The sequence below is a fragment of the Mesorhizobium sp. WSM4845 genome, from assembly GCF_055811455.1.
Window position 1 is genome coordinate 73,586 of sequence record NZ_JBVVQA010000011.1, and the last position, 21,514, is coordinate 95,099.

At 59.0% G+C, this 21,514-nt stretch carries 15 protein-coding genes and 1 pseudogene; 4 read left to right on the forward strand and 12 right to left on the reverse strand.

Features of this window, described 5'->3' with window-relative positions; genetic code table 11:
- Positions 1–28: 28 nt before the first annotated feature.
- The 6 genes from AC0L2C_RS15000 to AC0L2C_RS15025 form a co-directional block, all read right to left on the reverse strand.
- Positions 29–910, reverse strand: coding sequence for an HNH endonuclease (locus AC0L2C_RS15000; protein ID WP_473523714.1), 882 nt, complete (start codon positions 908–910; stop codon positions 29–31).
- Positions 911–1,052: 142 nt separating this feature from the next.
- On the reverse strand, positions 1,053–1,823 hold the full coding sequence (locus tag AC0L2C_RS15005; protein WP_473523715.1) for a DUF4391 domain-containing protein: 771 nt from the start codon (positions 1,821–1,823) through the stop codon (positions 1,053–1,055).
- Positions 1,820–5,041, reverse strand: a complete 3,222-nt coding sequence (locus AC0L2C_RS15010) for a helicase-related protein (protein WP_473523716.1) — start codon at positions 5,039–5,041, stop codon at positions 1,820–1,822. Before AC0L2C_RS15010 ends, AC0L2C_RS15005 begins: the two co-directional genes overlap by 4 nt.
- Before the next feature lie 396 nt (positions 5,042–5,437).
- On the reverse strand, positions 5,438–8,935 hold the full coding sequence (locus AC0L2C_RS15015) for an AAA family ATPase (RefSeq protein ID WP_473523717.1): 3,498 nt from the start codon (positions 8,933–8,935) through the stop codon (positions 5,438–5,440).
- On the reverse strand, positions 8,932–10,203 hold the full coding sequence (locus tag AC0L2C_RS15020; protein WP_473523718.1) for a metallophosphoesterase family protein: 1,272 nt from the start codon (positions 10,201–10,203) through the stop codon (positions 8,932–8,934). The genes AC0L2C_RS15015 and AC0L2C_RS15020 overlap by 4 nt, the downstream gene beginning before the upstream one ends.
- Before the next feature lie 263 nt (positions 10,204–10,466).
- Complete coding sequence (locus AC0L2C_RS15025; RefSeq protein WP_473523719.1) at positions 10,467–11,384, reverse strand: helix-turn-helix transcriptional regulator; 918 nt, start codon at positions 11,382–11,384, stop codon at positions 10,467–10,469.
- A 79-nt stretch (positions 11,385–11,463) separates the two neighbouring features.
- Between AC0L2C_RS15025 and AC0L2C_RS15030 the strand changes: the two genes are divergently transcribed.
- From AC0L2C_RS15030 to AC0L2C_RS15040, 3 genes are read left to right on the forward strand one after another with little or no spacing between them, the layout of a single operon-like run.
- On the forward strand, positions 11,464–11,850 hold the full coding sequence (locus AC0L2C_RS15030) for a hypothetical protein (protein WP_473523720.1): 387 nt from the start codon (positions 11,464–11,466) through the stop codon (positions 11,848–11,850).
- Positions 11,829–13,331 (forward strand): DEAD/DEAH box helicase, encoded by a 1,503-nt coding sequence (locus AC0L2C_RS15035; RefSeq protein ID WP_473523721.1) that lies wholly within the window; start codon positions 11,829–11,831, stop codon positions 13,329–13,331. Before AC0L2C_RS15030 ends, AC0L2C_RS15035 begins: the two co-directional genes overlap by 22 nt.
- On the forward strand, positions 13,328–13,627 hold the full coding sequence (locus AC0L2C_RS15040) for a hypothetical protein (protein ID WP_473523722.1): 300 nt from the start codon (positions 13,328–13,330) through the stop codon (positions 13,625–13,627). The genes AC0L2C_RS15035 and AC0L2C_RS15040 overlap by 4 nt, the downstream gene beginning before the upstream one ends.
- Before the next feature lie 215 nt (positions 13,628–13,842).
- Here AC0L2C_RS15040 and AC0L2C_RS15045 read toward each other — a convergent pair whose 3' ends face one another.
- The 6 genes and pseudogenes from AC0L2C_RS15045 to AC0L2C_RS15070 form a co-directional block, all read right to left on the reverse strand.
- Positions 13,843–14,328, reverse strand: a complete 486-nt coding sequence (locus tag AC0L2C_RS15045; protein ID WP_473523723.1) for a hypothetical protein — start codon at positions 14,326–14,328, stop codon at positions 13,843–13,845.
- Complete coding sequence (locus tag AC0L2C_RS15050) at positions 14,325–15,407, reverse strand: UvrD-helicase domain-containing protein (protein ID WP_473523724.1); 1,083 nt, start codon at positions 15,405–15,407, stop codon at positions 14,325–14,327. Before AC0L2C_RS15050 ends, AC0L2C_RS15045 begins: the two co-directional genes overlap by 4 nt.
- Positions 15,408–15,799: 392 nt before the next feature.
- Complete coding sequence (locus tag AC0L2C_RS15055) at positions 15,800–17,536, reverse strand: ATP-dependent nuclease (RefSeq protein WP_473523725.1); 1,737 nt, start codon at positions 17,534–17,536, stop codon at positions 15,800–15,802.
- 452 nt (positions 17,537–17,988) lie between these two features.
- Positions 17,989–19,191, reverse strand: coding sequence for an RHE_PE00001 family protein (locus tag AC0L2C_RS15060; protein ID WP_473523726.1), 1,203 nt, complete (start codon positions 19,189–19,191; stop codon positions 17,989–17,991).
- 133 nt (positions 19,192–19,324) lie between these two features.
- Positions 19,325–19,621, reverse strand: a pseudogene (locus AC0L2C_RS15065) (hypothetical protein); the annotation flags it as partial.
- A 121-nt stretch (positions 19,622–19,742) separates the two neighbouring features.
- Positions 19,743–19,988 (reverse strand): hypothetical protein, encoded by a 246-nt coding sequence (locus tag AC0L2C_RS15070; protein WP_473523727.1) that lies wholly within the window; start codon positions 19,986–19,988, stop codon positions 19,743–19,745.
- Positions 19,989–20,936: 948 nt separating this feature from the next.
- On the opposite strand from AC0L2C_RS15070, the gene AC0L2C_RS15075 reads away from it, so the two are divergent.
- A complete protein-coding gene (locus AC0L2C_RS15075; RefSeq protein ID WP_023803281.1) occupies positions 20,937–21,377 on the forward strand; it encodes a hypothetical protein in 441 nt (146 codons plus the stop codon).
- The last annotated feature ends 137 nt before the right edge of the window (positions 21,378–21,514 follow it).

Consider the following 21,514-nt stretch of genomic DNA (forward strand, 5'->3'; position numbering starts at 1 on the left):
GCAGATGTTCTTCTTGTGTTGGGAGCAGCTAAGGGTGGAAAAGTCCGTAGTGATATTCGAGCGCTGCCACGCTTGGGTGAAGGGCGGCCTTGGCCGGCAGCACGGGATGCTTGCCGTCGAGAGCTTCATACATCGATCCCTCTAGAAGCTTCGAAACTCTAACGACTAACTTCGTGGGCTCGATGGCAACGAGGGCGAGGTCGAAAAGTGTATGAACATCCGCTCGAAGCAAGAGCCCATTAGAAACCGCGTTCGTCTTTATCCCCCGATATGGACTGATATGCGCAGCTTCCAGAACCCAGGGCGTCTTGCAGCATGTCAAGGCGCATTGTCCGCCGTACGCGGAGATCAATTTGCGGCGAAAAGTCTGTTGCCCCAACCGCCGGATCACCGAAGCGATTATGCGCTTACGACCGTCGGAAATATTCTTCGGGTCGAATTCTTCTGCGACAGTCGTGTCCCTTTGTATCTCAAATTCATCTAGCCTCCTTGTCTGTGGAACAAGTAGCGAATTGACAAACTCATGTGGCGCTATCGCAATTCCGATATTGTTGGAAAGAATCCCCTTTGGTCTGCTCGCAGGGCTCATCTTTCTCAAGCTGCTTTCAAGAGAAAACCGCGCGTGAAATGATTTTCCGCTCTTGAATACCAAGATGTAGGGCGGATCGCTGGCATCGTAAGTTGTGGGGAAACCGGCGGTCGATGCCCATGCGGGGTGGCGGTTGCTGTACTGATCACGGATTCGCCATTCACCACCTCTGCGCTTTGGATTTCCGCTAAAGGCTAGCTCTCCCACCTGTGTTCTTTCACGATCGGCGGCAGCTGAGATGGTTGCATCGGTCTTCCCCGAGGCACCTAGGAAGTTGTCGATGGGAAATTGGGCAGTGCGCACGCCAAGGGCTATGTGCATGGCTCCGCCTCCGCGGCCATACGGCGAAGCATTCCCGTTGATTGCCCTAAAATCTGTCGCACTAAGCCGCCGCCAAAGTACCGTGGAAGTCATGTTGCCCCTCAGATCCATTCTCGTATTCGGATGTCCACGCGTTCCGTTCTCAAAGTTTTTTCTGGTGGGCTGCGATCTCGGCCTCCAAGCGCTGGATCTCTAAGTTGAGATCGACGCGCCGGTTCAGCTGCTTCTCGCGGGTGGCCTTGGCGCGAAGATCGATGATCTCGCGCATCAGCCGGGATTGGGCTTCGAGGGCTTCGCGGCGGCGCTCGATCGTCACGGCGTCATCGCTCGCTGCAAAGGCGCCGCTCAGCCTGGCGGCGCTGAGCGCTTCGATTCGGACCAGCCAACCCTCATACAAGGTCCATAGGTTGCAGCGGGACTGCTTGGCAAGGGCTAGACTTTCGAGAAACGCCTGTTCGTTGGGATTCAACTGTTCTTTGCTAATTCCAGCAATCGAAACGACGCGCTCGATGACGAATTTACCTGCTTCGTTTTGCGCATGGCGCTTGTGCGCCACCGATAGCGCGACACCCTGTTCGTCGGAGGTAACGAGAACCACTGGGTAGGGAATGGCGCGGTGGATCAATTCGATCAGACGCGCGGCCTTCGCATCAGGCCGAAAGGCACAGGCAACGACCGCGATCTCAAGGTATTCCCGCGTATCATCAGCGAAGCTCGGCACGCCGATGGTGGTTGGCTTGCAGGCGGCAAGCCATTGCAGCTCGTCGATCCCGTCCTGAATGGCACGCTTGTCGGAGGCGGTCGGCGCGCCCTGTTCCACGAGAAGCTTCTTCGGCACCCGCGCATCCACGCGGGCTTCGGGCGGCAAGCCCAAAGCCTCGACAACTGCGAGGATGCCGGCTTCCGTCGTCACGCCGCTGCACCTTCGGCGTCCGGAAGCACCACAAGAAACGCGACAACCTCGAAGTCGTTGATCCCGGCAAACTCGCCCTTCATGGCGTGGGTACCGCCTGGCGAAAAGAGGCTCGCGACTGCCCGCTCTTCCTTCTTGCCAACGACGGACGCGACAGCCCGGGCGAGCAGTTTCTGAAATGGCTCCATGTCCCTGCCGAAGCGCGTCGCCTTGTCGAACCGGATGCTGGCTTCCGCGTCGGGCAGATCGCGGCCGAGGCTGAGCTTCTTCAAAGCATCCAGCACCTGCTTCGCCTGTGTGTAGGGAAGCTTGATTTCGCCGTCCTCGCCAACATGCACGACGTAGTGCGGGCTCAAGGGATAGCCCGGCTCCGGCGATTTCAGCGCCGCGTCGCCAACCGCGCGAAGGCAGAAGATCACGCCGGGCTGAATGCCCGTGTCGACGCTCGCGGCGGTGCTTCGCGGGGCCGACGTGACCGCATAGGTCGCAAGCGGCAGCGCTTCGAGGCGCTCCTTATTCTCCCGCAGATAGCCGGAAAGATCGATGCGGAAATCGTTTAGCGTGAGGTCAGCAATCGAGACGCCGCTCGACAGGTCTTCGAGGTCGATCACGGCGTCTTGCAGCTTCTGAAGTTGGGCGCGGCGGTATTCCAGATCGTTCATCTGGTTGCCTGCCTGAAACTCTATGACGTTCTCCTCGCCGGTCGCCGAAACGTCCAGCAGCACCATGCGACCGCTCACGCGGGATTCGAGATCGAGATACTCGTCCAGCTCCATGTTCGGCCAAAAGTTGACGAGCTGAATCTTGGTGTTCGGAGAACCGATCCGGTCGATGCGGCCAAACCGCTGGATGATCCGAACGGGGTTCCAGTGAATGTCGTAGTTGATCAGAAAGTCGCAATCCTGAAGGTTCTGGCCTTCCGAAATGCAGTCGGTGGCGATCAGCAAATCGATCTCGCCTTCGACCGCCATTTCCGCGGGCCGCTCCTTCGAGCGCGGCGAAAAAGCGCTGAGGATCGTGCTCATATCGCTGCGCATGCCCGGCATGGTGGTCTTGTTCGCGCCAGTGCCAGTGACCACCGCGGCGTTTAATCCCAACGTCCTTTTCGCCCAGGGCGCCAGCTCTCGGTAAAGATAATCCGCGGTATCGGCGAAGGCGGTGAAAAGAAGCAGCTTTCGATTACCGTCGTTGATCGGCTCGTGGGCTTTCTTGGCGATCACCTGCTTCAGTGCTTCCAGCTTTGCGTCCCGATCCGCCGTCACAGAGCGGGCCGCTGATAGAAGCGTCGCGAGGCGGTTACGGTCCTCGATGAGGTCCTGCCGCCAACGCACGCGGTCAACGTCCTGAAGCAGCACCTTCACCTTTCGCCCGACGAGCAGAGACTCGAACGCAGAGTCGTCAACGTCGATGTCGTCGATCGTCGCTTCTTCAACCGACTCAACGTGCGCGTCGATCTTCGAAAGCAGGCCCTCAACGTCGGCGAGCTGCCGCTTGATGGTGAGAGCGAATGAGGCAACCGAACTCTCCATGCGCTTCAGGATGTTCACCCGAAGAAGGTGGATCAGGCTTTCCTCGCGATCGACCTGCCGAAAGAAGCTCTCGCCGCCGCGGATTTTCGTGCTGTATTTTTCGTCGTAGGCCGCCTGCTTGTGCGGAAGCACGTAGCGCAAGGGCGCATAGGCGCCGAGCGTCAGCCGCCGGATCTCGTTGTTGATCTCGCGGATGGGCCGGAATTCGCCTGCCAGATCGACGTCCGCCTTGATATTGAAGGGCCGAAGCCGCTCGGGGAATTGCCCGGTCTCGGCCGTGCCGTAATAGCGCTGAACGTGCTTACGCGACCGCGCGATCGTCAACATGTCCAGAAGCTTGAAATAGTCGAAGCCCAGCATGTCCATCAACCGCGCAGGACGGCGTTCGACCTCCGGCAAATCGAGCCAGCGGTTGAACTGCGCCTGGGCTTTCCTGATCGTCGCCTCGATGCTTGGAATACCGTGGCCTATCAGCGCTAGATCGTTGCCCTCGGTCATGAACGCGATCTGGTTCTTCAGGTCCGCCAGGCGACTGTTCACCGGCGTCGCGGATAGCATGAGCACCTTGGTTTTCACGCCGGCCTTGATCACCCGCTTCATCAGGTGGTCGTAGCGTGTGTCGCGGTCCTTGTGCGTCGCCTTGTTTCGGAAGTTGTGGGACTCGTCGATGACGACGAGATCGTAGTTTCCCCAGTTGACGTGGGAGAGGTCGATATCTCCCGACAATCCGCCATCGCGGGATAGATCGGTGTGGTTCAGGACATCGTAGTTGAGGCGATCCTCGGCCAGGACGTTCCGCCGGTCGTTGGCCTTGTAGAGCGTCCAGTTGTCCCTCAGCCGCTTCGGGCAAAGCACGAGAACCCGATCGTTGCGAAGCTCATAGTACTTGATGACCGCCAGCGCCTCGAACGTCTTACCGAGGCCGACGCTATCGGCGATAATGCAGCCGCCCATGCGTTCTAGCTTATCGATGGCACCCACGACGCCATCACGCTGGAACCGGAACAGCTTCTTCCAAACGATCGTGTTTCGTATGCCGGTCGCGGACTTGATGATCCGCTCTTCATCGAGCTCGTCGCCGAGATCCTTGAATAGCTGAAACAGTATCTGGAAATAGAGAAGCGACGGCGCGCGCTGGGAGCCTGCGTCTTCGAGCAAACCGACAAGTTTGTCCTTTGCCGTCGAGCCCGCCTTGATGCCATCCCAGTTCGCCCGGAACCAGTCGGCAAACGCAGCGGCTTCCTCGTCCTCGTCCGAAGCCTGAACCAGCCCGAGTTGACCGCCTGGCGTGATCCCGAGGCCTTCGGTGGTGAAGGAGCAAGTGCCGAGCAATGCCCGCCGCGTTCCCGTCCCCTGAACGACGATGAGCGACTGAGGTGGCGCCGAAGGAGCGCACCTGACCTCTGCACGCTTCTTGATCCAATCGGCAGCGAGCCGTGCAAGCCAACGGCCATGAAGCTGACCGCGAAAGGCGATATCGGCAGGGCCGCCGAAAAGCGCCTCCGCGAGTGCCGTTTCATCACCCAGCAGCAGGCGGCACTTCTCTGCCTTCTCGATGAGATCCCGAACTTCCGCAAACGCGTGCACGGAAAAGCTCGGTGACATCAAATCAACGGACACGTCCTGGACAAGCCATTCGCGCAGTCGATCGACCACCCTTTCGTTGCCGCTATTCCGAATGAGCTTCATGCACACACACCCGATCAGGCCCGATCGAGCGAACACCTGCGCACAAGGCTAACTTAGGTGCCTCCCTCCCAGGCGAAAAGCAACTATAACGAAAACACGCTCCAGCACGACCCCTTCTCGATAAGGTTTCCGCAGATCCCTGCGACGGCAGGCGGAATAACTCCTGGAAAACGGATCTTCAGGTAACCGGTGTTACGGGGGCACCTTCGGCGATCAGCCTGAGGGGCGATGGAGCCTTTGAGGGCTTCGACATATGACGATTTCAGAGCCTAAGTTTACATGATGGGCATGGTTGGCGTGGAGAAATTCGTCGCCACGCGGCTCTCAGACCGGTGTTGGGCCATCGCGGTCGTGTTGCCGATACTTGGATAGCTATCCGGTTTCTGTGCCTGCCCATCAGGCCGCACGGCTTTCCAAGACGAGCGGCGGCGCCAACTCGTGTATGCGCGCATTGGGACAAACCCGCCTGGCGATATCACAAAGATGCTGGTGATGCGTCAGGTAGATCACCTGACCCACTTTCGCCATGTCGGCGAATAGCCGGAAGGCTTCCTCGGCACGGAAGTCGTCGAACGTCTCCATGATGTCGTCGGCGATGAAGGGAACAGGGGTGCGAGATTGGGCGAACTCGTGGTAGCCGGCCACTCTGAGCGCGAGATAGAGTTGGAAGCGCGTTCCCTTTGACATTTCCTGCGCCAGCTTGGAACTCCCATCAGCCCCGATGCCAATAAGCACTTCGGTGTCCTTGTCAGGCTGGGTCGCCAGACCGCGATAGGCGCCGCGGCTGATCACCTGAAAAGCCTCCGAGGCGCGAACCATCATCGAACTGCGATGCTTGTCGCGGTAGAGGCGCAAGGCTTGCTCGGCCGCGACGATGCCGGCCCTAAGGCGGAAGTAGCTGAACGCCTTATCCTCGATTTCCAGGAGGACCGTGCGCCGTTGCTCTTCAAGAGCAGCCACGGCACTCTCGCCGTCGACGGCATCCACCTCGTCGGACGCTTTGCTGTATGCCGTAAACAGCTCCCGTACGCGCCGATCCTGATCCTCAAACCGGGCCCTGAGTTCTACCTGCTCGACCTCCAGCGCAGGCCGATCCGCGGCGTCAAGCATCTGTTCTACATTGGCCATGTCCTGGATTGATAGCGCCTCTCGGATTTCGCGTTCGATGGTATCGGACCGCCGGCGCAAGTCTCTCCTCTGCTCGATCATGCGCAGCTTCTTCTCTACCTCCTGCAGCGAAGATACTCCGAACAGCTGCGTCATTTCAGATTTGCGGCGCTCGCAAATCGCGATTTCAGCCTCCAGGTCCCGGTTTTTGAGAATCTGATCCTCGAGAGCAAGGTGCTTGGATTCCCTTTCTGCCTTTTTCGCCCGAGCCTCTTCCACTCTCGCGGACATCAGCGCCCAGAGTCTCAGGGCACTCTCTGCTGATCGGTCCAATCCGAGTTCCGCAGCCATGACGGACAGTTCGCGCAAGAAGGCTGCCTGATCTTCCTCCATCTTGGCGATGCGATCTGCCAAGCCGGCTTGCCGTTGAGTGGCCGGGCCAAGCTCGGCAAGTCTGTCCAATACCTCCTTGACGGTTGCGAGGCTGGGGATAGTTCCTCCTGCGCCGAGCCAACAGCTCTTGCAAACCTCAGCCCACGACGCGTCCCATTGCGCCTCGTCGGCAGTTGCCGTTTCAAGGGCTGACTGGCGGAAAGCCTGCTCCCTTTCGCAGCGTTCAAGTTGCTCCCTCAAATTCTTGTGTTCGACTTCAAGATCAACGGCGAATTGGGCCCTGGCCAAAAGCGCTTCGTAGGAGTCAGAGTGATCCTGGGAAACGGCTGCCGCCGATAATGCCGCCGAGAGCCGGTTGCGCGCCGCCGAGCCGTCCGCTTCCGCCTGGCGTAAGTCACCTTCGGCCTCCCGGAGCAAGTCGGCTGTCGCGAGGACCATTTCGCGGCGTCCCAGCCATGCCTCAAGCCCACCTAGCTTGATCTCGCCAGAAACGGTCAGAGCCATTTTCCGAGCGGACTCCAGAATTTCGGCCCTGATAGCTTCGCGTTTCGACTTCGCCGCGTTCAGCAACTCCGCTGAGCGCTCTAATTCCGCTTCCGCGACGGCGAGCCTCTGATAAGTTTGATTCAGCTTCGCCAGGTCGCTCATCTGTCCCAGCCGTGCGCTGGTGATCAGGTCGTCTTTCCGCAGCTCGATCTCAAACGCCGCAGCGGTCGATTCATCGAGCGCGTCACGATGCGTAGCCCATGCCGCTTCACGCGCTGATCGCGACGTCGCTGCCTCAAGATCGTCCACGACGCCGGTGGAATTCTTCAATGCACCCAGTTCGGCTCGCAAACACCGCAGCTCACTCGTGAGGCGCCCGCTGTCATCGCTGTAGCGATCGATCTCGGCTTCCGCTTTAGACAGAGCTGATTTCCAGGCCTCCAGCTCAGAAGGTGCCGGCACTCTCATTTGCCGTACCTGGTCAACGCTTTCACCCCACGGTCGGAGTTCCGACATCTGCTGCGCCAGTGTTTCTTTAAGATCCACACGGGAGCGTTCGGCGACACGGCGACGGGCGGCATGATCGTTCTCTCGAAGAGCCGAGAGCTCCCTCGCCAGCGCCGCAATGGCTTTGCCGTTTATGGAGGCAGCGGCTTCGCTCGACAGCTTGCTCCGCAACTCGATCAGACGGCGGTTCGCCTCTTCGGCTTCGCGCTTCGCGTTTTGAAGTGTCGCGTCGATACCGGAGCGGCGTTCAACGAGATCTCTGATGCTCCCAGAAATGCGACTTCCGAGCATCAGGCTGCTCGGCTCGTCTCCTTCAGGGCGTTCGAGAAGCCGCAGAATATTCGCAATTTCCCGGTCGACTCCCATCAATTGCAGGCGACGGTCCGGCAGATCCCTTTCAGCGGTGACATAACGGGCGTGCAACTCGCCGATAGCGTCCATCCTTTGCCCCAAGGTGAGCGCGATGTCGTCAACCGCAATGGCATTGAGCCCTTTCTCAAGCTCGGCGATGGACGCTTTCGCCGTCTCCCGCTTCACGGCAAGCTCGATGTCTTCCTGATGAATTACCGGAAGTTGGTTTCCCCACGAAGGCGGCGCTTCGGGAACATCTTGCAACTCAGCGAGACTGTCGCGGATGTCCCGCAATTCCGCCAGTCGTGGCAGTGCGGTCAGCAGGTTCTTAATCTCGTCAAGCCGAAGCTGCGTCCGGGCTCGGTCAGCCATCGCTTCGTCATAGTGTGCCAGTGACCGCTCCTTGGTTTCCACCATCTGGCGGTAATGGGTGGCGAGCGTGTCAATCTGCTCTTTTCGCTCCTTCAGATCGGAAAGCCGACTTTTCAAGTCGCCGATTTCACTGCTACGGGCACGGAGTTTGAAAAGGCCGTCGGCCTGCGAACGCAATTCAACAAGTGTCTGACTTAGTGCGGCCAAACCTGTGCTTGCCGAAAACAGAAGCTGTCCGAGATCACCCTTGCTGGCCAGGATGCTCTTCCCGCCTTCCTCAAGGGTGTCATCGTCGAGGGAAAACATCGCGCAATAGACGTCCCGCTCAACTCCACCAAGCTCGCCGAGTATCAAATGCTCGCCGATCGGCTGATCGCCCGGACCGAGCAGACTGCTTTGGGGCTTCTTGATCCGGACTAGCTCACGGGCAACACCACCGATGTCCAATGCGGCCCCGATGCGCATCGTTGAGTAAGGATGGAGGAAATCATAGCGGCTGCGGGACTCGATGCCGAAGAGAAGGTCGAGGAATGCAGATAGGGCGGTCGATTTGCCCGCCTCGTTCGGACCGTAGATGATATGTAGATCTGGACGGCCCGGCTCCACAGGCCCGAAGTCGATGTGCTTGTCGGTGAATTTGCCGTAGCGGGTAAGGTCAAGCCGGTTGATGCGCATCATGCTACCTCATCCTGCTTCCGACGATGAAGCCGTGCGAGCACATCTTCGACCCCCTCCTGCGCGAGCAGGCGCAACGTCGCCCGAAACTCCTCCTGATCAGCACCGAAAGTACCTCTGCTTTCAGGTGGCAGATGACCACGAAGCTCCTCCCCAATATCGATGAGCGCCGCATGGTAAGCTTCCGAACCGATGATCTCGCTTCCGACAAGCTCTCGAAGTTCGACGAGTGGATCCCCGTTGGTCCCATCCGAAGAAACGAGGTCGGTGCACTGGATCTCCACTTTCTCTATCCAGGTTCGGCCAATGACAGATGCCCTGTGCTCGGCTTCGGTCTTGATGAGATCGACGTCGTTACGGAGCTGCCATGCGAGCGGCGTTCGTCCGGTGAAGGAAAGCCGGACCACAAGGTGATCGGAATTTGCAGCTTCCCGCGCGGCCCCCAGGTTGCTCGCTACCGTGGTCACCATGTGACGCCAATCTGCGATGCCGTCGAGGTCGATCACGACGCGCTCGAATTGGGCGATGCTGGTGAACCTTTCCTCAATGTGGACGGTTCGGTCATCAGCGATCGTAACAAGACTCACCGATTTCGGACCAGATTCGTTGATGTCGCGCCCCTGGGGCATGCCAGGCATTACGATCGTGCAGCGTCCGTTACTGATTGATCGCTTGTGAATGTGACCGAGCGCCCAATAGTCGAACTCTGTCGCCTCCAGATCCGAGACGTCGCAGGGTGCGTAGGGATCGTGCCCCCGCGTTCCTGCGAGGCTGGTGTGCAGAAGACCGATGTTAACAGCGCCCTCGATCCGTGGTTTGTACTTTCCCACCAGATTTTCGGGACACTGGGCCTGCGCAAAGCTAAGCCCGTGAATAACCACAGGGGTCGCTTGATCCAATTCGAGCGAGATAGCCTCCGGGCGCCCACCGTAGACTTTTACGGTTTCTGGGTACGTCAATTCTCTGGTGATCTTCGACAACGCGTCGTGGTTGCCTCGGATGATGAACACCCGGACTCCGGCTTGGTCCAGTCGGCGGATTTGCTCGGAAAGGAACCGCGCAGTTTTCATGGAGGTCTGATCGCCGTCGTAGAGATCACCTGCGAGAAGAAGCGCGTTGACCTGCTCGGATAGGCAGAGATCGACGATATTGACAAAGGCACGCCGCGTCGCGTTGCCTATCAGTTCGCCTAATTCCGGGTTGCGCAGCGCCAGCGACCGAAGAGGCGAATCCAGATGAACGTCCGCCGTATGAACAAATCGAAAAGCCATGCCCTCACCTTTTGCCTTCGCGAGAAGGCTTTGATTCCCCGAAACAGATACTGGGCTGCGCTTAGGTTGCTGCCTAGGCTGCCAATCTCTCGCGATGTTAGGTTTCCACAGGCTAATGACAGAATCTGTCACCAGGCGGGGCTCGTGTAGTTCCCGCGGTTCAAAGCTGTTTGGGAAATTGCATTCTATGGAAGCGAAGGAAAGTCAGAGCGCTGGTGCGTCTCGACCATTCTGCGAAGGGCCTCCGGCGCCACGACCTCAACCTAGTCTCCCCGCATGTAGAGGTGCCAGCACATCTCCATATGACCGGACGCCCAGAAACGCACGATCAGTGAACCGTCGGATTGATCCTCCAGGATCTGAGCCGGATGGAACAGGAAAGTTCGTGCATGCAGCGCTGCGTCAGGCTTGAACTTCCAGATGACTTCGCCAAACTCACTGTCGTTCTGAAAAGCTCCGAACGCCTTCCGCGCATGCGCATGAATGTCGAAGCCTGGATCACGCTCGAAGACCTCTCCGGTCAGTTCCGCGCGTTCGATCTTCTCAGCCACGAAGTGCCTGAGCGGACCCGCGCGATCAGTTGTTGGCCTGGCCACCAGATAGCGTCGGATTCCGATCAACACTCCATAAGGTTCGACCACTCGCTCGGTGGATGTAGCTGACCCGCGGGACTGGTAGACGATCTTCAACCGCTGCGACCCCTTAAGCGCCGTTGCTATGGTCGAACCCACGTGTGGCGCCAGTCTTGTCGTAGGCCCCGGGCGGGCTGCGAGACCCTGCGCCTCAAGCAATGCTTCGTGGTCAGTTTCCAGACGTGCGATCCGATTGCCCGGCACCAGCGCCAGTATTTTTTCTCGCAAAGAACGGAGTTCCTCGGCCTCCAGACCTTGAGCATTCCGTTCCAGTGTCTCGATCGAGAGATCCAGCGCCGCCAGTTCATCGGGAGTGAGCGTGAGCAGATCGCGCAGGGCTCCCGTCTGTAATCGCCAACGTTTACGCCCATCGTCTTCGAAGCTGGATTCGGTATCGGGAAATTGAACTTCGAGCGTATGCAGCATCCGCTGCGCGGTGCGTTTGGATACGCGAAACCGCTCCCCGACGTCGTCAACTGTCACGCCCATTCTTCGGGCTGCAACATACGTTGCAAGCTCAATCAGCTGCTGCGCCTTCTCAAATGACATCGATCTTCACCAATCCGGGTGACAGCTATTGTTACGATCAGTACTTACGGTTCTATTATGAGTTGGGTGGGGGAGTGAAATGAAACTGGAAGGCTCGGAGATTTTGCTTTCCGCATCGGACCTGATGCGGTTCATGGGCTGTAATCATGCGACCGCGATGGATCTCAGATACGCGAAGGGGGAACCTCTTTTCCCCGCGGAGGACACGGAGGATGCCAAGATCCTCCAGAAGCAGGGCGACGCCCACGAAGCGAAGTTTCTTGCCAAGCTGCGTGCAGAAGGCCATCGCGTTATCGAGTTCGGCCGCGACCGGGATTTGCCAGCCGCTGCCAAGGAAACGCGTGCGGCGCTCTTTGCCGGCGCGGATGTCCTCTTCCAGGGCGCGTTTTTCGGGCTGCCCTGGGGCGGATCGATGTGGGAGATTGCCATATTGAGGTGGACGGCTTGCCGTCTTCCGCGAGGCTGATCGAGATCGATCGAACTAGCAATCGCGCGGTCGTGCAGTTTTCAAAGAACCGCTACGATGATGCACCCGAATCGACGTGCCTGGTTCCTGCAGGACCGCTGGATACCCGGACCATCGAAGGCGCCATTCAACGCGCGGTGGCCTCAATCGTTCGGGATGATCGGCAGTTCCCGGCAATCCTGGATTTCTTGCAGCGTTGCAGACCTCGCTTTCTGAGCCATGGTAGACAGCCGAACATCATCGATCCGTCTTCAGATGTCGTTCCGGAAGTCATCACCGCAGTCGGTGACCTCGATCGCAGTACAGTGGCCGTCCAGGGACCACCAGGCACTGGAAAGACTTACGTCAGTTCATGCGCTATCCTGGATTTGGTCAAGCGAGGGAAGCGGATTGCAGTCGCCTCCAACAGCCACAAGGCCATCGACAATCTGCTGTGTGCGGTGGTCGATAGAGCCAACGAAGCCGGCACATCGGTCGCCATAGCAAAGAAGGGGGGAGACGGCTTCGACGATCCGTATGGCTCCATCTACGTCACGTCCAAAAATGAAGACAGTCAGTTGATCACGGCCTCAGTGGTGGGCGGGACGGCTTGGCTGCTCTCGAGGCCAGAATTCCAACAGGCTTTCGACTATCTGTTTGTCGACGAGGCTGGCCAGGTTTCGGTGGCGAACATCGTTGCAATGGGCACCTGTGCCAAAAACATCGTGCTGGTTGGCGATCCTATGCAGCTGCCTCAACCGATTCAGGGTGCGCATCCTGGAGAAAGTGGGCTGTCGTCGCTCGAGTATCTGCTCGCCGGGCATAATACTGTTCCGGCCGACATGGGCATTTTCTTGCCAATTTCACGCCGGATGCATCCCCGTGTGTGCCGGTTCATCTCCGACATCATTTATGAGAGCCGGCTCGCCTCAGATGAAGGCGCCGCCAGACAAGCGATCATCTCAGATGCCGATCGATCCTCAGATGTTCGCTTTGTGGAAGTTCAGCACACCGGTAACAGACAGGTCGCTGTCGAGGAAATCGATGCTATCCGCCGCGAAATGGACCGCCTCATTGGAGTGAGGTTCCGCGATCGTGATGGCAAGGAAAGAAGCCTGACGCTTCAAGACATCCTGATCGTTGCGCCCTACAACGCGCAGGTGAATGCCCTGAGAGGATCGCTTCCCCTTGGTTCCCGGATCGGAACCGTCGACAAGTTCCAAGGGCAGGAAGCTCCTGTCTGCATGGTATCCATGACCACTTCGTCGGCGGATGAAATCCCGCGCGGGGTCGATTTCCTCTTCAGCCTCAATCGGATCAACGTCGCGGTATCGCGGGCGCAGGTGCTTGCCTTGGTTTTTGCGAATCCACGGCTCCTGGAGGTCCACTGCAACAACGTTCACGAGATGCGGCTCGTAAGCATGCTTTGCGCCCTGCGCGAATACAGCGGGAGTCAGATGGATTCAGGCCCCCCAGTTACTTCGAAAGAGCGAGCGGCATGACAGGAAATGGCACCCCCCTCTCCTATCTGTTTGGACCGGGGACATCGCGAACAGGTGTGCGAAGACATCGCGAACAGTTTGCCCTCCTATCGATCAATGGCATTGAGGTCGATGGTTTCTATTTTCTGATGTCTGAACGAGGCGTCGAAGACGCCGTCGGCAGCGGTTGGGCGAAAGGCGACGGACTTTCCGGCGAAGGCCCTGCACAGGCGCACGTGGTGGCCAAGGATGGAGACGAAGCCATGCTGCTGACGCGGCGGACAGGGCAATTGCCGACTTCTAACGCGGAACGCTGACGGCTCTCCGTCGGGGCATCCAGTCTGCCTATCGGGGTGCTCGCGCTAGAAGGAAGAGAAGGCATATCGGCGTGGGACAGTCGGTGCTCCGATGACGGTTCAACTCGGTCACATTGAGCGGGACAGCCGACACGCAATTAGCTGCCAAATCTAACCGAAACGGCCGCATTCTCACGATTAACTGCCAAGCGACACCGGGGCGCCCAACAGGCTAATCAATTTCGACTTTTCAACAGCACGAGCGCATCGAAGGCGGCAAGCTTTGCCGCCGTGGCGTCCGGATATGTCCGCCGGGCAAAGTGCTTAATGCCGAGCGCGTCGTTGCTAATGACGCCGCTCCAGTTGTCATTCTTTCGGAAGATCGTAACGACGTAGCCGTCTTCGGAAATATACCAATTCCCTTTTTGCGAAACTTTCCACGCCTTGCGGCCTGGCCATGCCTTACGACGCCTCGCGGCGCTTTTCATGGATTTTTCGCGGCGTTCCGCCCGCTCAAGATTTTCCTCCATGTTGCCCGCGCAGACGCAGCCGACACGAAGGACTTGGGGGCAGTCGGGATGCTCCATGCAATGGACGTAGCGGATGTCGGTTATCTCGCACATTTCGCAAGTCTCGGACGGCGAGCCGAGGTCTTCGAGATCCACACAGGTCCAACCTTTGTGGGGCACGCCCTTTTCCGCCCACTTTCCGCTGGCGGTCATTCCGCAGCCTCCCCCAACGGTGCTGCCTGAACGGCGGGATGAATCTTCGGCGCGGTGGACAGTATGGTGACGCCTTTGCTGGCTCTTGTTAGAGCGACGTACCAATCCTTGCCGTTCATTGCGCCGTTGGCGACAATCACCGCTCGATCGAATTGAAGCCCTTTTACGAGAAGGGTGCTGCCGATGCTTCGTTTTGGAATGATGCGTCCTGCGTGCCTGATTCTGTTTTGCACGTCCCAGATGGCATCGCTCAGCGATTTTCCTGGCGAATTGATCGCGAGCCGAAGACCGCTCGCCATCGCGTGATACATTTCCCGGCGATAAAGCGTGGTCGCGGGTCGATCCCGGAAGCCCTCCATAAGAGCCAGAACGGAAGCAAGGTCTTCGTTTTTGACAGTAGCGATTCCTGTGGCGATAAGATCGCCGAAATTTTTTTGCCCCAACTTGCCGCCCTTGCGGTGCGATACGACGGCCTTCAGGTAGGGCGTTTCTTCCGCGCCGGTCATGCAGTCTGAGATGAAACCCATGACGAATTCGAGCCGTTGCTCACCACTCGACTTGCCGATGTTGCGGACAGCGGCCGCGAGTGTCTTGCACTCCACCGGCTCGATGTTGGTGAAGCCCGAGGAGCCGAGCATTTTCGCAAGCCCTGAGCGCGAGCCAGCGTTCTTGGCGTCTGCGATAACAATGATGCCGTCATTGGCAGCCGGCCCCAGGAGCGCTTTACATGAGCCGACAATCTTCGGGCGATGATAGGCGGCGTCGGCGGGAAGCGCCTGCCAGTCGACGCAGGCCGGGCGCTGCTCCAGGTCCACGCTTTCGCCGGCCTCCAGCTTAAGCCTCACGACGCTCAGCCAGTCGGCAAGTTCCTTGTTTCCTTCGCGCAACCATCTGTGCGGCTTTTGCAGCACCGTTATTTTCGGGAAAGACGGAAATACGTCGGCATCCCAGGAGACAGGGACCTGGCCGCCAAAACTGAATATCGCCTGCATCGGATCGCCGAACACGCAGGTTGGAAGTATCTGCGCAAGAGCGTCGATGACCTTGTGTTGGGATTTGGGTGCAATCCTGATACTCATCGACAAATAGCCCGCCGTAAGAGGCGCGCAGAACATTTGTGACCGTCCCCGCGTCAAGCAGCTTCACCGTGGCATCGTATATCGATTGCCAGTCCGCATCTGTGCGAGGGGCTGCTACGTGAATGCCCGATCGTGCCGGGAAGGATGCGGCGTATCGAAGACACCATCCGGCTATCGTTTCGATCCGATAGCGTGATTTAGGCACAAGTTTTTTGTCCATGCGCCAGCGGAGCGCGTCCACGCCTGCATGGGTGTGGGTGAGAATGAGACGGCGGCCAGCGGAGACTAGGGTCGCATTCACTATCTGCTCGGTTTTGCCGCATCCGGCGGCAGCAATCACGCTGCCACGCGCGATGCCCGCCGCTAATTCTGCTACCGCCTCCTCGAGTATCTCATCCATCCACCCACCCACGGATGTCTGCAACTCCCTTGGCGAAGGGCTGGTTCGGGATATTTACCAGCGCCGCGAAGACGATCTCGGCGACGCGTTCGCCGCGCGAAATCTCTTTGAACCATCCGGGCTTCTTCTGGTTCTTTTTGCCTTTCGCAGCTTTTCCGAGCGTCCACCGAAATCCGGCGGTATCCAGTCCGTCTGGCAATGAGAGATCAGGAATAGCGGCAAGTCCGTTTTCCGCCATCACGTTGTTTATTCGGGCGAGCACCGCCTCACTGCCGACGCACTCTTCGGCGTAGGCGACGAGGGACTGTAGAGTCGGCCAGGGAAGATCGAGAAACATGCGCTCTTCGGTGGAGCAGTCGTCAGGCCACTCCACGACGCGGCCGCCCATCGCTTTGACAGCGGCAACGGCCGCTTCGGGCGCAGGGTCATCGCGATCGAGCAAGACTAGCGCATCGTAACCGAGCTTGAGAAGATGCAGCGCCAGTGCCGTTGCCGATGAGTTGCCGGTTCCATCCACGGCCGCGACACCAAGGAACGCGAAAGAGTCACGCCCGGCGACTGTCCACATCGCGTCGAACCCGCGTAGCAGGCCAAGTTCCGTGCGGCCTTCGCCGACGATAATTCTCCGGGCCAGGAACGCATCAGGCGAAGCCCGCACGTGGCGCTGCGCTTGATCCAAATCCACAGCCGCTTGTGTTACTGCGCTTACGGTCACGGTGCCCGTTTTCGATCGAACCGTGTGTATGTCCTCGGCCCCTGCTTCGCGAATGACCACGGGCGAGTGGCTTGTCAGGAACACTTGCGTATCGGGGTTCTTTCTTTCCTTTTTCAGATATCGGACGAGGCGGGCGATCCGGTGGGGCTCAAGCCCGTGTTCAAGCTCGTCGACAATGGTGATCGTATCTCCGCCGTCATATTGAAGAGCTGACACCACAAGTCTCGAGGAGCCGGTTCCGAGATTACGCAGCGCAAGACCATCATCGTGCAGCGATATGCCCCCGGAAGAAATCGAGAGCCCTTGAATGTCGAGTTCGGCTTTATACTCCCCGCGCATGTGAACAGCGAATTTCGTGGCGGCGACCTTGGCTTTGGCGACGGTCTCCTTGAACACGTCCGGATTTTCTTTGCTGAACGCCGATCTCGCGTCGCGTCCAATCTTTGCGAGGATTCCCGCTGCCGGCGATTGCGCCTCCTCGAATCTGGTGAGAATTGATTGCCGCCCCCAGCCAAGATGACGATCAGCATAAGAACCAAGTCGACTAGGGACCAGCGCTTTTGCATCCTTGTATCGCAGGGCGGGCGGGTCTTCTGCGGCGTCGCCGATCCGCTCATTAAAGAGCGACCAGCGCGGCTCAAGAGATGAATCGATGGTCACGCGAATAGAGAGTGCGTCTTCCAGGCCATCGCCCGGCTCATCTTCTAGCGTCTGCAAATCCTCATTCCAGCCCCGAAGGTGAAGGCCATAGCGATCATCCGCTTTGAACTCAGCAGGCAGGCCGGCGAGCGTGACGGTGATTTTTGCAGCCTTTTCGACATTAAGATCGAAGAAGTCCGAGTCATCGGCGATCAGATAACTGCGTGGCGTTAGCGCGAGTTCGATGGCGTCGAGAATTGTCGTCTTGCAGGAATCGCCGGGACCGATGAGGCAATTGACCCTCCGCGATGGAATCCACTCCAACAGGCGAATGCCGCGAAAACTCTCAATCTTGATGTGAACGATTCTAGCCATCCCGCCTCCCGACGGCTGATTATGTATCAGACTGCTTCGCGTTTCATCAGAAATACAGCGGAAGACGTGAAAAACGGCAGTTACATACGGGGGTACTTCTTTGCGATCGGGAGTTAGACGCATCCCGCCAGTTTAGTAGTTACCGCTCCCGTACGTTTCGGATCTGGACTGACGAGCATCGGCAGCGGAAATCTGCCGCGCCGGGATCGTTTGGGGTTTCCGAGGACGGCAGACGCCTACGGTCGCAATCCAACGGCGACGACGTTGGTCTGGGTAGGTTTTGGACGGGGAAGGAGCGCTCTGCCTATACGCGATGAAACGGCGGATGCTTTTCTGCGGGGGTGATGGCTCGATGCCGAGCCACGCCACGGGCGGGCACGGAAAACGCGACGTGAGTTTCCCCTGCCAAGATTGCATGAGGAGGGCACAAACCGCTGATCTTGCGACTTTCGTCACACAAATCCCCACGCCCTGTAGCGCCCCCTGCCCGTCACTTCGCGGATGCCGAGCTCGGAAACGAGGCCGAGCGCCGCACGCTGCGTGACCTTGAGCTCCGCCGCGATCAGACCGGCCGACACCACCGGCCGCGCCAGGACCAGGTCGATCAGCGCCGGCAGGCTCGAGTTTTTTCGCCGCTTCCTGAGCCGGCGTTCCATCTGACCTTTGGCCAGCGCCAGCCGGTCGAGTTCCTTGAGCCCGGCCGATGCCGCCTCTGCAAAAGCGCCGAGGACCGCCAGCAGCCGGGTGGTGCGGACCGGGCTCTTGCGCCGCTCGCGCGGAACCATCCGCAATCCGGCATTGAGGCAAAACAGATGCGAGCCGACCTTGCCGGTCTGGCGCAGCAGAGCGGCGCCCAACAGCGTGCCTAGCCAATGCTGGTGCTGCAGCGGTTCGATGTCTTGCCACGCCTCCCAGGCGATTGCCGCCTGAAGCAAGGCCGGCATGTTTTCTCCGCGCAGTTTGTCGACGACGGCGAGCCACTCGGCCAGCCGCTGGTCCTCGTCCCAGTCGAGGTCGCGGATCAGCGGCCCGAAGCCATCAAAGGAAGCCGTCTCCGGGGCTTTCGTCCCCCGCCCTGCTGCGTCGACGTCCGGGCTGTCCGCCGAGCGCGGCGCGAACTTTTCGCCCGCCAGCAGCCGGCTGGAGCGGGCCAGCACGGCGTCGATCTCGGCCAGTTCTTCGGCCAGAGCATCCCCCTGGCCGGTGTCTTCAGCACGGTTTTCGCCGACGGCGTCGTCCGCCCCGCTGGCCGTCCCGGCATCGCGACCCAAGCCGGCCCGCCCCGCGCTCGACCCGTTGCTGCCCTGCCCTTCGCGGCCGCGCAGCGCCGTGATGCCAACGCGAGAAAGTGCCCAGTCGGGTGGGTGCAAAAGAATCCGGCGGCGGGCGCGCAGCACGGCATGCGCCCGGGTGAGCTCGTGGGTCGGGGTGCGGATGTCCATATGGGCGTCGTGCAGGACGAGGTCTTCTCCATGGACGAGCTCGCCGTCGAGCCACAGTGCGGCGACCGCGTCGGCGAAGTGGCAGCGTTCGACAAAACCGTCGCGCACCGGACTCTTTTGCACGCGCTCGTCGAGCCGCGCCAGAAGGTCTTCGGCGCGGGCGAGCGGCCGCAGCAGGGCTTTCAGGGGCAAGTTGGCAAGATCATAAGCCATTGATTCGATTGTATGTCATCCGCGAAACAGAAGCTATCTTGCAATTCGCTTCCGTCACAGGCGATATCTTTAGAGAAATATATCACTATCGATAATCACCTCTTATCGATATTGATCTAATAGTTCGCTGATTTTAACGCTTAACCGATAATATCAAGCGATTACTTCCATGTATCTGCTGCGCTATCCCAGTCCTGACGTTGGAGTGTCGCTCCTCACCTCCTCCACCACTCACCAGCCCGACGGGAATATCGCCCGCCAGCAGCTTCTCCTTGCTGAGCAGCGCGGCAACCTCAAGCGCCTCGAAATCCGGCAAGTCCCACAGTGTGTCGAGGCCGAAGTGCAACAGGAAGGTCTTGGTCGTGACGTAGGTGTAAGGCGTGCCAAATTGCGGGCTGCGCGGCCCGGAGTCGATAAGATCCTGCGACCGAGCGCCCTGATCGGGTCGCGGCTGAACGCCTTCAGGGTCTCCCTACGGTCCTTGGAGTTTGGCCTGATCTCTGATGTTGAAATGATTGATGAGGACTGTGGTGCCCGGGTAAATATAGGCGTCACCCATCAAGCGGCACGGGCACGCCTTGCTTCGACATAGGCATCGCCCAGCTGATCGCAGTCCGCTCGCTCAACGGCCCGGCCTCTTCGCACAGGACGAGTAACTGTTCGAACAGGTTCGGCTTGTCTCGCAACACGGCCATTGCCGAAAGCGCAGCCTTGTGACCATCCGCCAGCATCGCTGCGACGATCGGCTCAAGCGGTTTCTGGTCGAGGGCTCTGATGACCTGTTTGGCAAGCCGCAACGCATGCGCTCGATCCCCCGTAGAGCTCGCCGTTTGCCCTTTCGAAGATGCGCACGTAGCGCGGCCGCTTGCCGCGACCGGTCCAGCGCTCGCAAGAACCCAGCACCAACAGGCTTTGCGTCCGATCACCCTAACCCTTGACTCGCTGGGCGCATTGCTGCTGCGTGCCGTTGCGCAACCATCATGTCCTATGCGGGCGATGATAGGGGCAATCTGCACAATCTGACGATGCTCTTCACGCCCGCACCGTCACACCCCCAACCTCGCTTTCACCTCAGATGAGGCTTCCGACCAGGACAAAAGGGGACTTTTCCGCCGTACCGTTCCGGATCTGTGTGATATAAACGTCAAAGTTATGGACGAGGCGTATCCTGAACTGCCTCTTTGCTCCGCCATCTTCAATTGGTGGAGCGATGAGAGGTCGGGAAATCGGAGGCAGCGGACCTGCGATTTGCTCACGCACCATGGAATGCGATCGCCAGGACTTATCTGGACCAAACTCGAGTAACGATAGCAATGGGCTTTTGAGATAAAGTCGGGACGCGATGGCATCGAGCGGATAGAGCGATATCCGGGAACCGAACCAATCCACAGAATTATTTCGTTGGTATTTTTGTTGGCTAGCCCTGATATAGCGTGAGTCCTAACCGTTTGGAAACAGAGAGAGTTTTCCATCGTTTGGATTCCGCCTCTGGGCACCATTTTTCCAATGCAATTTCAGCAAGTTGCGCATGACGCCCGCTTGACTGAAATCGGTTGGGAAATTCAGGTCGCCGTGTTGCGGGAGTTGCGTAGCGGTTCTCGGCGACCTCAAATCATTTTTTCCGGCGCCCGACAGGGCCGGCACTGGCGAAACTGTTTGCTCGCATTGGGCGAGTGACGGATTTGATTTGCTTGGTGATCCCCTATCCTTAGGGCAAACTGCCCGTTGGGGCTCCAGGAGGCGAAATGAGAGCACGCGCAGCAACGGTTGGAGATCTGGAAAGTGTTTTCCGTGATCTGTCCAAGCGGATATCGGACGAGTACGTCGCGGCCGGCAAGGACAGTAAGATCGCCTACGACAATCTGATGATGAACTTGAAGGAAGGCCGTGCTCATGCGCTCGTGCAGGGCGAAAAAACCGTAGCGCTCATCGCCTGGCACGAGAATAGCGACGCTGCCGATACGCTGTTCGCCGCGCAGGAAGATTTCTTCAGCGCCGCGACCGTTCGCTTCTGCAAGCGGCACATTCGCCATATCCAGGCGCTTGCAGGCAACCTCCCCATTCACTCGCGCAGCTGGCTCCAGAGACCGGACGTCGCAAAATGGTTCCGGATAATCGGCTATGTCGAGCGGGGCCAGAAGAATGGCGCCCATCTGTTCGAACTGCCGCCGGCTCCCGCCGCCTGACAAATCTCGGCGGACTGCGAAACGCTGCCGCAACCGGTAGCCACGTTCGGGGCCGATGCTCTAGCCAAAAAGGCCCGCCGCTCCATTTGCGAAGCGGCGAGGCTCGATATTCGGGAACGACTTCCGGGCCGTTGCCC